Source organism: Peribacillus phoenicis (genome assembly GCF_047238085.1).
GTDB lineage: Bacteria > Bacillota > Bacilli > Bacillales > DSM-1321 > Peribacillus.
The window spans coordinates 200,933-213,290 of record NZ_JBDFMF010000001.1; the positions used below are offsets into that span (position 1 = coordinate 200,933).

General features: G+C 39.7%; 11 protein-coding genes and 1 pseudogene. 6 read left to right on the forward strand and 6 right to left on the reverse strand.

Features of this window, described 5'->3' with window-relative positions:
- Positions 1 to 13: 13 nt before the first annotated feature.
- From ribE to ABC374_RS00990, 4 genes and pseudogenes are all read left to right on the forward strand, one after another.
- Positions 14 to 652 carry a riboflavin synthase gene (gene ribE, locus ABC374_RS00975; RefSeq protein ID WP_413015287.1) on the forward strand — a complete coding sequence of 213 codons (639 nt, stop codon included), beginning with the start codon at positions 14 to 16 and terminating at the stop codon, positions 650 to 652.
- A gap of 18 nt (positions 653 to 670) precedes the next feature.
- Positions 671 to 1,309 (forward strand): annotated as a pseudogene (gene ribB, locus ABC374_RS00980) (3,4-dihydroxy-2-butanone-4-phosphate synthase); the annotation flags it as partial.
- A 78-nt stretch (positions 1,310 to 1,387) separates the two neighbouring features.
- On the forward strand, positions 1,388 to 1,858 hold the full coding sequence (gene ribH, locus ABC374_RS00985; RefSeq protein ID WP_048685088.1) for a 6,7-dimethyl-8-ribityllumazine synthase: 471 nt from the start codon (positions 1,388 to 1,390) through the stop codon (positions 1,856 to 1,858).
- Positions 1,859 to 2,265: 407 nt separating this feature from the next.
- Positions 2,266 to 3,432: a DHH family phosphoesterase gene (locus ABC374_RS00990; RefSeq protein ID WP_413015289.1), complete on the forward strand. Its 1,167-nt coding sequence runs from the start codon at positions 2,266 to 2,268 to the stop codon at positions 3,430 to 3,432.
- Between the two features lie 62 nt (positions 3,433 to 3,494).
- Here the strand turns inward: ABC374_RS00990 and ABC374_RS00995 are convergent, their stop codons facing one another.
- The 5 genes from ABC374_RS00995 to ABC374_RS01015 form a co-directional block, all read right to left on the reverse strand.
- Positions 3,495 to 4,361, reverse strand: a complete 867-nt coding sequence (locus tag ABC374_RS00995; protein WP_350301141.1) for a YihY/virulence factor BrkB family protein — start codon at positions 4,359 to 4,361, stop codon at positions 3,495 to 3,497.
- A 405-nt stretch (positions 4,362 to 4,766) separates the two neighbouring features.
- Positions 4,767 to 5,993: a cation:proton antiporter gene (locus ABC374_RS01000; RefSeq protein ID WP_413015292.1), complete on the reverse strand. Its 1,227-nt coding sequence runs from the start codon at positions 5,991 to 5,993 to the stop codon at positions 4,767 to 4,769.
- A gap of 6 nt (positions 5,994 to 5,999) precedes the next feature.
- Positions 6,000 to 6,497 carry a cation:proton antiporter regulatory subunit gene (locus ABC374_RS01005; RefSeq protein WP_137017835.1) on the reverse strand — a complete coding sequence of 166 codons (498 nt, stop codon included), beginning with the start codon at positions 6,495 to 6,497 and terminating at the stop codon, positions 6,000 to 6,002.
- Between the two features lie 52 nt (positions 6,498 to 6,549).
- Complete coding sequence (locus ABC374_RS01010) at positions 6,550 to 7,113, reverse strand: tyrosine-type recombinase/integrase (RefSeq protein ID WP_350301143.1); 564 nt, start codon at positions 7,111 to 7,113, stop codon at positions 6,550 to 6,552.
- Between the two features lie 564 nt (positions 7,114 to 7,677).
- Positions 7,678 to 8,250, reverse strand: coding sequence for a VanZ family protein (locus ABC374_RS01015; RefSeq protein ID WP_413015295.1), 573 nt, complete (start codon positions 8,248 to 8,250; stop codon positions 7,678 to 7,680).
- An 827-nt stretch (positions 8,251 to 9,077) separates the two neighbouring features.
- Between ABC374_RS01015 and ABC374_RS01020 the strand changes: the two genes are divergently transcribed.
- Entirely contained in the window at positions 9,078 to 9,407 is a 330-nt protein-coding gene (locus ABC374_RS01020; RefSeq protein ID WP_413015296.1) for a stage III sporulation protein AH, read from the forward strand.
- Between the two features lie 548 nt (positions 9,408 to 9,955).
- Here the strand turns inward: ABC374_RS01020 and mreBH are convergent.
- The gene (gene mreBH, locus ABC374_RS01025) at positions 9,956 to 10,963 is read right to left on the reverse strand and encodes a rod-share determining protein MreBH (RefSeq protein ID WP_350301146.1); all 1,008 of its coding nucleotides are present in this window, start codon (positions 10,961 to 10,963) and stop codon (positions 9,956 to 9,958) included.
- Between the two features lie 294 nt (positions 10,964 to 11,257).
- On the opposite strand from mreBH, the gene ABC374_RS01030 reads away from it, so the two are divergent.
- Positions 11,258 to 12,355 carry an AbrB family transcriptional regulator gene (locus ABC374_RS01030; protein ID WP_413015299.1) on the forward strand — a complete coding sequence of 366 codons (1,098 nt, stop codon included), beginning with the start codon at positions 11,258 to 11,260 and terminating at the stop codon, positions 12,353 to 12,355.
- Positions 12,356 to 12,358: the final 3 nt, after the last annotated feature.

Below are 12,358 nucleotides of genomic sequence, written 5' to 3' on the forward strand. Positions count from 1 at the left end.
AAGGGGGAAAAACATGTTTACGGGAATCATTGAGGATATCGGTACCGTACATTCCATGAAAAAAGGAAAAAGCAGTATGGAGTTATCGATTCGTTCTGAAAAAATCCTTCAAGATGTTCATCTGGGGGATAGTATTTCAGTAAACGGGGTCTGCTTAACGGTAACGTCCTTCACGAAAAGTTTGTTTACGGTCGACGTGATGCCGGAAACGGTCAAAGCTTCCTCGATCCGGACATTGAAATTGGGATCACCTGTGAATCTTGAACGAGCCATGAGTGCACAGGGAAGGTTTGGCGGTCATTTTGTTTCAGGTCATATCGACGGAACCGGAACGATCATAAAAAAAGAACGGAAAGAAAATGCCGTATATTATGTAATCCAATTGGAAGAGGGGCTCAGTGCCTTTTGCATTCCAAAAGGCTCCGTGGCCATTGATGGAACGAGCTTGACGATATTTGGGATCGAAAGGAACCTATTGACTGTATCACTGATTCCATTGACTCATCAGGACACCATATTGGGACAAAAAGCGGCTGGCGATATTGTTAACATCGAAAACGACATGATAGGGAAATATATAATACATCAAATGAAAAATGGCAATCCAAAACCAGGACTGAATTTAGAGTTTTTGGCAGAGCATGGATTCTAATAAAAGGGCGGTGTAATGATGTTCCATACAATAGAAGAAGCGATAGAAGATTTGAAGGCTGGCAAGGTAGTAATCGTATCCGATGATGAAGACCGTGAAAATGAAGGGGATTTTGTAGTGCTGGCCGAAAAGGCGACACCGGAAGCGATTAATTTCATGGCGACTCATGGACGTGGTTTGATTTGTACAACCATCACTGAAGAACTGGCAGCGAAATTGAAACTGCATCCTATGGTAGGAGAAAATACCGATCATCATGGCACTGCTTTTACGGTAAGTGTCGATCATAAAAGCACCTCTACAGGAATCAGTGCTTTTGAAAGGTCCTTGACCATCCTTGAGCTTCTTAATGAAGATTCGGTCGCTGAAGATTTCCAAAGGCCTGGTCACACTTTCCCGATAGTCGCAAAAGAAGGTGGCGTATTAAGGAGGGCAGGACATACAGAGGCATCGGTGGACTTGGCGAAGTTATGCGGTGCCGCTCCAGCTGGTGTCATTTGTGAAATCATGAATGAAGATGGATCGATGGCCCGGGTATCCGATTTAGAAGTCATCGCTGATAAATTCAATCTGAAATTCATTACGATAGCCGATTTGATTCGCTATCTTCAACAAAATGATACGATCGGGAAACAGGAGCTTGAACTGAACATCCCTAAAGCTTGAGGATTTAAGGAATTACATCTTAACAGAACAAAAAATAATATTGTTTTTAAAAATTAGGAGGAATTGGACATGGGGAAAACTATTGAAGCACAATTAATCGGATCAGGATTGAAAGTCGGCATTGTGGTAGGAAGATTTAATGAGTTTATCACAAGTAAGCTTTTAGGAGGGGCATTGGATGGTCTTAAGCGTCATGGCGTAGATGAGAATGATGTTGACATCGCTTGGGTCCCGGGTGCTTTTGAACTTCCGTTAATTGCTAAGAAACTTGTGAATACAGGTAAATATGATGCGGTAATCGGTCTTGGAACGGTAATCAGGGGTGCCACTTCACATTATGATTATGTCTGTAATGAAGCAGCTAAAGGCATGGCTTCCGTTTCCTTGGAAACGGGTGTACCGGTTATCTTCGGTTTGCTGACAACTGAAAATATTGAACAAGCCATTGAACGTGCTGGAACAAAATCAGGTAACAAAGGCTATGAAGCGGCCGTTAGTGCCATTGAAATGGCCAACCTTGGAAAATTGATAGAACAGTGATTTCACATAAGGAAGCCGCATGGAATAACATTCCTGCGGCTTTTTTTGATGTACTGGATCTTGGGTCTGATTGAGTCAGCCCTTCTTAAACCATTAAGCAATTCTTTAAAGTTCGTAAAGTTCCTAGCCATTGATCGATTAGGAAATGCTGCTCATCGACACTCACCGAAATCCCTTTAATGAAAATATCTCGGTTTCAAAGTAATGTGTTTTCCTTATATATACGTATAAATTATGGAAAATAAAGAATCATTAGGGAATTTTTCAAAAAAAAAACGAACAAAAGCATCACGCAATGGAAGCATGATAAAATATGCGGATATGATTATGCTACAATTGTAAAGATTGCAATTGAAATTCATGTCTTTAGGGAAAAGTAAATTTATTAGTTACTAGGAGGGGTTTGTGTGTACCATCTCTTTACACATAATGATTTAGATGGAGTCGGCTGCGGCATTATAGCTAAGTTGGCCTTCGGAGAAGAAGTAGTGGTAAGTTATAATTCAATTGGTCGCCTCAATCAGAACGTAGGAGCATTTCTTGAGCAAGCCAAGCTTGAAGATACATTGATCGTTACTGATCTATCGGTTGATGAAGATAACGAAAAAATGATTACTCAGTTTGTGGAAGATGGAGGCAAAGCTCTGCTGATTGATCATCATAAGTCAGCATTGCATTTGAACGAACATGATTGGGCATCTGTAACTGTCGAACAGGAAGATGGTAAACAGACGGCAGCGACATCATTATTCTATCAGTATGCAGTTGAAAATAAATACCTGGAACCTTCAAGCATTGTCGCTGAATTCGTTGAATTGGTCCGACAATACGATACTTGGGAATGGGAAGTCAATAAAAATACAACGGCAAAACGATTGAATGACCTGTTTTTCATGATTCCGATAGAGGAATTCGAAATGAAAATCGCAAATAAGCTGTCGACGGCTGAAAGTTTTGTTTTTGACGAAGTGGAGCAGACCCTTCTGAATGTTGAAGAGAGTCGGGTAGATCGGTACATAAACAGGAAAAAAAGAGAAGTCTATCAGGCTACGGTCGGTCCCCATACAGCTGGTGTGGTCCATGCAGAGTCATATCACTCAGAATTGGGTAATGAACTGTCGAAAGAGTTCTCGCATCTTGATTATATAGCGATCCTGATGGTTGGAAGTAAAAGAATCAGCTTCCGGACAATTCACGACGATATTGATGTTTCTGAAGTTGCTGGCAAGTACGATGGGGGCGGCCACCAAAAAGCGGCAGGTTGTACCATGTCCGAAAAGGCATATAGCCAATATGTCGAAAAGACCTTCTTTGCCGAGCCCCTTAAACGAGACGCACATAAGAATCAACTGAATGTAAAGGAATCCCCAGAGGGCTGCCTATATTCAACGAGAGACAAACAGGACATATTCATTTATGAAGATGAAGAAGAGCAATGGATCGTTGAAATCAACGGAAAACAACAGAAAAAAACATTCGATACATTTACGGAAGCGGAAAAATACATGAAGCGGAAATACGCGGCATGGCTGGCCCATGATGAAAGATATGAAGAGTTTGTCAATAAGGGATGAATAAGAAAGCGGCTGTCCGAATGGGACAGCCGCTTTTCTATCTTTTGTCGTAATTCATGTTTTTACCTTTTAAGCGGGACAGGATGGACAATAGTGCGGGATGGTTTAATTGGAATGGAGTTTTGGCGATGGAGAATTGCATTGATTTCTCCGCCGATCACAAAAATCAGACCACTCAAATACAGCCATAGCATCAAGATGATGACGCCTCCTAAACTGCCGTAAGTAGAAGAATAGTTGGCAAAATTACTGACATAGAATGAAAATCCAAGTGAGATTCCCAGCCAAAGTACAGTTGCGGTCACTGCCCCAGGGATGACATGTTTAATGGGAAAACTTTTATTCGGTGCAAAGCGATATAAAAAGGTCAGGACAAGTGATATGACCACAACCGCGATAACCCACCGTAATAAGCTGAATATTATTTGCGTTTCTTCAGGGATCGGAATGACTTGCTGTAATAAATCGATGATCACTTTTCCGAAGACGGGGAGACCCAACATGACGATGAATGCCACAACCAGGCCTAATGTCAATACAATGGAGATGAAGCGGGCTTTAATGAAATTCCTTGTTTCTTCAACATCATAGGCAATATTCATGGAATGGATGAACGCATTCATTCCATTGGAAGCGGACCATATGGTGCCAAGGAAACCAAAAGTCAGTAAGCCGCCGTTCCGTTCAGATAATATGTTAATGATATTTTTCTCGATGACTTCCATCGTTTCCGCAGGCATGAAGGTTTTTATCGTGTCCAGGGCAGTCTGAATATCGATGTTCAGATAAGGTAATAAGGACAGCAGTAAAATGAGCAAAGGGAATAGTGCCAGTAGATAGTAATAAGCTTGTTCTGCTGCCAGCCCGGTCACACGATCTTCCTTTATTTCTTTAATCAGTTTCTTTGAAAATTTTATCGACTTATTCATCTGGGCATCACTCCTGAATAGTTACTTAGGTTATTGCTTCTTTTCCCTCTGTTCATATAAGTTAATCCTCAAAAGAAAAGAAATTGAAAGCTCTAATCCGGGCACTTGTAAAAGCTTGTGACAATGATATGCCGGAATGATGGGATGACCAACCTTAGCCAGTTCTTTTTTCAATGCTTTTTTTACGGGGAAAGGCGAGTAACATGCCAGGGAAAATCAGGATTGAAGATTCGTACAGCAAGCGACTAACTGATAAGCATTCGATACTTCAAGCCTATCAATAATGCCAACACTACTGCTAGGTATGATTTTATGCCCTCTTTAAAACAAGTATAATAGCTAATTAAGTGAATTTATAAAGGTAAACAGAAAAGCTGCCAGACATTGCTGTCTGGCAGCTTTTCTCTATTGCACTTCTTTTCCCTGTTCCTTCTGAACCTTCGGAGGGGTCCATTTGAATACTTTATTTAGGATATTATAGATGTGTTTGGATTCTTTGGTAAGGACTGGCCCAAGAATCGCTAAGGTTAAAACATAAAGTGCCGCAAACGGGGTTAGTATAGGCATTAAACCGCCTGCAATGCCTAAGTTGGCTAAAATGATGGAGAATTCGCCGCGTGAAACGATCGTTAAACCGATGTTTGCGGAAGCTCTGTGAGATAAACCGGATTTGAGTCCAGCGATCATACCAGCTGCAAAGTTACCGATGATGGTGATGATGACGGCTCCAAGAACCATCCAGACAGCTCCGCCAAGGGTTGTCGGATCGATACTCAAGCCAAAGCTGAAGAAAAATATGGCCCCGAAGAAGTCTCGAAAGGGAATGACAAGTTTCTCGATCCTGTCGCTATGTTCCGTTTCAGAAAAGACTAGGCCGAGCAGTAATGCACCAATGGCTTCCGCAACATGAATCGTTTCCGAGAAACCGGCAATGAAGAATAGTAATGCGAACACGACGATGATAAAAATCTCATCGGAGGAGATATTGAATAATTTGTTAAGGACCCCAGATGCTTTCCGGGCGATAACGAAAAATATCAGCATATACCCAATCGCGATAAATGTAGAAAGTAATGTTCCCCAAACGGAACCAGAAGAGCTTAATACCAATCCGGATACGACTGATAAATAAACAGCGAGGAAGATATCTTCAAACATGATGATGCCAAGGATTAGCTCCGTTTCATTGTTACCGGTCCTTTTAAGGTCCACAAGCACCTTTGCCACAATGGCACTTGAAGAAAAACTGATGATCCCGGTTAATATCAGAACCTCTTTCAATGGAAGACCGAGCAGGAAACCGTACAGCAAGGCCATTCCTACGTTGATTAAAATGTAATAGGTTCCGCCTGTCACGATATTTTTCCCGGATTTCATAAGCTTTTTGACGGAAAATTCAAGCCCTAGGTAAAACAGAAGGAATAAAATACCGACCCGACCGAGGAATGCTATGATTTCATCGCTTTCGATGAAACGCAGGTCAATTAATCCGAAGTGCGGGGCATGGGGGCCAACGAGCATCCCGATGATAATTAATAGTGGAACATTCGATATTTTGAATTTACCTGCTACGAGAGCGGCTAATGCCACTAGAAGAAGGGCAGTTCCCACTTCAAAGACTAAATGGTCCATATGAGCTTAGTCACTCCTTTCGTCGGTCAATAATTCTCTTGTGAGGTTTCGGATATCTTTTCTTTCACCGGATATCACAAGGGTGTCGCCTGTTTCGATGATGGAGTCAGGACCAGGATTATTCAGTTGTTTTTTTCCTTTTTTAGAATGGGCGATGACGGTCACGTTATAATTGCTCCTGATATCAATCGAACCGATCGTTTGATTGATGGCCTTTGAACCTGGTTCGACTTTGAACCATTCAATCACCAAGTCACCCAATGACATTTCAATCGTTTCAAGTGCTTGCGGTTTATAAACCATGCCACCAATGATGGAAGCCATTTGCCGTGATTCCTGATCGTTAAGGGTGATGCTCGATATGACGTCCTCATGTTCATTATCAAAATGGTATAATTCCCGACGGCCGTCATCATGAATGACGATTACTAACTTTTCATCATTTCTCGTTATGATTTCGAATTTTTGGCCAATACCAGGAAGTTCACTTTCTCTAATTCTCACTGGAATTCCTCCTTAAAATGTTGGTTATAGTTAATAGAAGATAGCAGAATGTTTATAAGTTAACGTCAATATTCGTCTTGAATTTCTTCTCCTTTGATATGCCGATGTATTTTAATGTCTCCGATGGACTGGAATGATGGTAATGCTTCTGTATCAATGCCAGTGATACTCCTTGTTTATAGGCATGGTAGCCAAAAGTTTTACGCATCGAACTTGCTCCGAATTTGCCTGTCAGCCCTGCACCTTCCACAGCATCATGGATGATTCGGTGCGCCTGTTGACGTGTGATCGGCTTTTTTGTCTTAGGGGAAAGAAATAAAAATTGACCTTCGATAACCTTCGAGCCTTTAAGGTATTCTTGTAAGGCGGTACGGACTTTCAGGTTCAAATAAATTTGGTTGAATTCGTCATTTTCCGTCCGCTGCTCATAGAACTCCTTGATTTTGCCCGTTTCATCCAGAACGCTGGCGACGGTGATTTCGAGCATTTCATTTATCTTCATACCTGTATTGATGCCGAGTACAAACAATAAATAATCCCGACTGGAGTGAGAGCGTAAGTATGTTTTTATTTTGCTGATTTGATTGATATCCTTAAAGGCTTCTACATATTCCATAGATCTTCTCCTCTTGCCAATGTAACATAATTACATTATATCACAAGTTATGTAACATTGCATGCATTAAGTCCTATTAAGGCTTCACCAAAAAGCAAAGTACTGTTGAACCAAAAAAAGCTTTTTCTTATTCTCTACACAATCAAGTGAAAATATATCAGTTTCTTTTAAAAGCAAAAAGGGGTTTGTCTACATTTTTTTTGGCTTGTACAATGTGGGCGTGGTTGTAACGAGAGGCACTAAGCTTTCCAGAGGCGGTACGGGAGCCGCATCGGCTTTCAGCGAGGCTGCTGAAAAACTAACGGTTTTGAATGAGTTATTGTTTTTTCAACAAAAATAGATCACTTCCTGTACGATAATGAACAGGAAGTGATCTATTTCTTTCATATTTAGTTACTTTTCTGCTTTGATTTTCGTGGAAATTCGTTTGAGGTTGACTGCGAAAATGGCTGTTGCTCCTTGAATTCTCATGCCAAATAGAGACCCGCTGATGATGCTTCATCATACCCGTCTGTGTAGTCGGATAACGATTTGAAATGGCGTTTTTCACAGGATAAATCGTTATTATGTATTATTGATATGTTTAACTATGGAATTAAACTTTATATGCCACTTTCTCACAAGGATATGAAACGTTAATTTAAATAACTTAAATAAAATGAAGTATCCTAATAATGTCCCTGATATATTAAAGATTACATCATCAATATCAACAAATCTAAAAGTATATCCTGCATATAAAGCTGTTAGTAGTTGACCTGATTCGAGAATTATTCCAGTTAATACACCAGCTATTAAAATTTTCTTAAATGAGGCTCTAAATAAGAAGGGTAATCCAAAGCCTAGTGGGACAGTCATTAAAATATTAAAAAAGCTCAATTTGGTAAATTCATATTTAAATGGGATTAAATTCATTTCTCTCCAAACATTTTGCCCCCCAAATGCTTCTCTTTGATCATCATCTACATAAATGGGAAATTGAGTGAGGTTTATAACATTACATAAATAAACATACATAATTGTATAGAATAAAAGATAGGTATAACTTTTTTTGAAAATTAATTTTAGTATTAGTGCCAAAATGATATATAAAATTATAAAACTGTTAAGAATCCAACCGCTGAAATGATAAACCATTTTAGAGACTCCTATCGTAAAATTGCAGTTCCTTTATTTAATTTAAAATATTGCCCGTTTTTACTTCCATCAACTATACGAAGATTCATTGTAAAGCTATAAGCATTAGTTGCTGCAAAAGCAAAAGAGGGCATTGCTATTATAATTGATAATATACATATCACTGAAACTGAAAATAATTTAGTTTTTAATAATTACACCTTTCCGTTTTTAACAAGGACTATAGTATCGTAAATATCCACAATTTACGTCTCAATTTTGAAATGTTCTGTTTCAGAAAAGAATAATAGTATAAAGAAATAAATGGTGAAACGATGTTTGAATATTTAATTTTATTTTAAAATTCATGGTGAATAATGATTGTAAGTTAATGAACAACAGATGTATTAAAGGAAGTGGTTGTAACGCAGATAAATCAAGTCTATCGAGTTGAGGTATAACCATGAAAAAAACAATCTTTTACATAATCACTATGTTATTTATCAGCATACGATTTTAGTAGTAAAGAAATTAAGGTGAAATTTAATGATGTTGAGTGTTAGAAATCTGGGCTATGTGTCTAATATCATTATTTATGATAAGCCTAAAAAAGACGCAATCTTAGACAGCGTTATTAATGATCAGTAACCTGGTTTAAATGGACAAATTGTTGCTAAATATGACGTAATTAATAAAAAAATTATACAAAAGATTTGATTTATATGGTCATGGAACTCCAATTGCAAGCATAATTGCCGCAAAGGAAAATGAAGAAACGGTGCAAGGAATTAATCCTTTACGTAGAAGTAAACGGTGTAAAAGTAATTGATGACGAAGGGAGGGATAAGATGTTAAGCATTGAAGGAAATCCAAAAAATCGAGTATATTTAGAACAGCTTGATTTATGCTTTGATGTGTGTGATGAGTTTCATCTAGTTGTTAGAAACGATATGGGTTCGATACGAGGGTTAGAAGAAATAATAAATAAGTTAAAAGCATCATTAATAGAATTGAGATGCGAGTCAACATGGGCTAGTACCACTCTTGGTGATGATCAAACAGCAAATGTTTATTATTTTCACGCTGACGAGAATGCAAAGAAAATTATAATATTGATTACAAAATCGCTTTATGAGTGGGAAATGCCAAATTTACCTGAAGATTTGTCATTTTTTTAAACAAGGAAAGTTTTGGTTTGGCTACTTCTTCGCATGAAAAACAATGCTTTATATATCCTGAAAATGATACCGAAGCTTCTAGGATTAAGGATATTGAAGGCTTAAGAATTCGAGAATTGGAAGATTAACAAATGGGAGTTTTCCTTGATAATAAAATAAGGGTGAATCCTATATACCTTTACAAAGCATGAAAGAGTCTCAACTTAAATGTTGAGGTCTTTTTTTCTTTGTATTGGATACGCAAAAAAGGTTGCTGGAGGACGGCGCTATGGGGATAGGCGTATCACCTTAGAATTACGTAACCAAGGTGCTCGCATCAAGTGTAATTTTGTATAGGATGAAACAAGTCCTTCCATTCCATATTTTAGATAGCGACCCATCTTTTCAGAGGGGATAAACCTGATGTCTTTCTTGGTTTTTTTCCTTCTAAGTAATCTAAAACTGCGTTTGATTTTTGGTCTATCGTATATTTAGGAAAAAAAACTGCACCTCCAATTGTTAGATGTTGTCTAACAATTGGGGTGCAGTTCAAAGACAGCCATTTATTTCTAGTATACGGCTTTTTGTAATTTGTGAATGACCTCAAGTGAAAGCCCGGTTCCGATGGCAACTGATTCAAGCGGGTTATCTGCAAGTTGGACTGGGACGACGATTTCATTCGTCAGCCATTCTTGTACCCCGTTGAGAAGTGCACCCCCGCCGGATAAGATGACACCTTGATCGACGATATCCCCGCTCAATTCAGGAGGGCAATCTTCCAAAGTGGCCCTGATTGCTTCCAATATATGAAGAAGCGATTCCTGGATGGCTTCCTGAACGTCAGTGGATGATATTGTAATAGGCTTTGGAAGACCCGTTACAAGATCGCGGCCCCTGACTTCCATGGTGATCACAGAATGTTTAACGAGTGCGTAGCCGATTTCTTTTTTTATTTCCTCGGCTGTTCTTTCCCCAATCAGCACATTATGTTTTTTTCTGACATATTGGCTGATATCTTCATCCAATTGATCTCCGCCAATTCTGATTGAATTGCAAGAAACGACGCCGCCATAAGAGATGATTGCGACCTCAGTCGTTCCGCCGCCGATATCAACGATGACATTGGCAACTGGCTCTTCGACAGGCAAGCCCGCACCTATTGCTGCTGCTACAGGTTCCTCGATAAGGTGGACCTGTTTCGCTCCGCAGCTTTTGACTGCATCCTGAATGGCCCTTCTCTCAACTGATGTGGAACCTGATGGTGTACAGACCACTACACTAGGTTTGCGAATCGATAATCCTAGGGCCTTACTTGCTTTTTTCATGATTTCCCGAAGCATTTGCGCGGTCACATCAAAATCCGCAATGACACCATCCTTAAGCGGACGGATTGCCACAATATTTCCAGGTGTTTTCCCGATCATGTTTTTTGCATCCACACCGACTGCCAATACTTTATTAGTCTCTATATCAATGGCCACCACAGATGGCTCATTAAATACGATTCCTTTATTTTTACTGTAAACTAGCGTATTTGCAGTTCCTAAGTCAATGCCTATTTCTGTATTTGATAACATCTAGTCACCCCTCCATAAGAGTTTGACCCCTATATACTCATTCTACCTTTTATAGCGAATTTGTGGGGGTGGGAAATCTAGTAAATAGTGGAAGTGCCGTGCTGTTACTTTCATAGAGCGAAAACATGATGAAATATATAAATGCACTGGTGAGGGAGGCTCGCCAAGAACGGCCAATGTCCAATTGGCATCCTGACGTTGGAATGGTGAAAACAAGCGTGGGTGCAGCTTTGAATCCGACTTTTTTATGTTAAGATAAAGATGAAAATCCGCTTAAATAAAGAAGGTAATTTTGTGAGTGTAAATTTAATCGAGAGTAAGAGTTTTAGAGTAATCTTTACAGCTTTTCTAGCTTTCCTGGGCGGTTATGCGTTTGATAGCCTTGGAATATACCTGCCATGGATGCTTGGACCATTATTCGTCGTGATGATTGCTAAAGTGAAGTTAAGGAAGTACTTGTATTGGTCTAAAACCTTTAGAAGTACTGGATTGGTCATTCTAGGTTTACAACTGGGCAGTTCATTCACGAAACAATCGCTAAATGAGATGATTGAATATCTGCCTGTTATGCTTTTTACGACAATTGCAATCATTTCATTTACAGTGTTGACTGGCTGGTTTGTCGGAAAGCGTATGAACTTATCCTTGGGCACATCGATGCTTGGCAGTTTTCCGGGAGGCCTTTCCCAGATGGTGGTCTTAAGTGAGGAAATGAAGGATAGCGATGAAACGGTTGTAGGTTTCATGCAAACTCTGCGGGTCATCCTGGTGATATCCATTGTTCCTTGGATTGTGACCCATGTAATGTCAGTTCAATCAGGTGCGGTAATGGCAGTATCGGAGCGGCCGTTTTTTTTATTTGAATATGATGGGAAATTAGCACTCATGATGTTGGTAACATTGCTGATATTCATCTTCATCACAAAGAAAGCCAATTTTCCGCTCCCTTTTTTGCTAGGACCTCTTATGGCAGCAACACTATTCAATTTAGCAGGCCCAGGTGCCCCGCAGATTCCTGACTTTTGGTTGAACTTGTCGCAATTGTTGATCGGAGCACATTTAGGCTACACACTGAAGGTTGATAACCCCCGACTTTTCAGAAAGATGTTCGGGGCGGTATTCGTCAGTAATGTCCTATTGATTGGATTTTGCTATTATCTTTCCATTCAGTTTGCCCCAATCCTATCTTTACAGGCGAACGAATTATTTTTGAGCATGGCGCCAGGCGGCGTCGCCGAAATGGCAGTCACAGCCATGTCTGTTCATGTGGATTTATCCGTTGTCACAAGCTTTCATTTATTCAGGATCTTATTCATTTTATTTTTTCTATCACCCATCATAAAATGGCTGGCCGGAAGAAACCATGGGAAACAAAAACAGGGACAAAGCTGACAG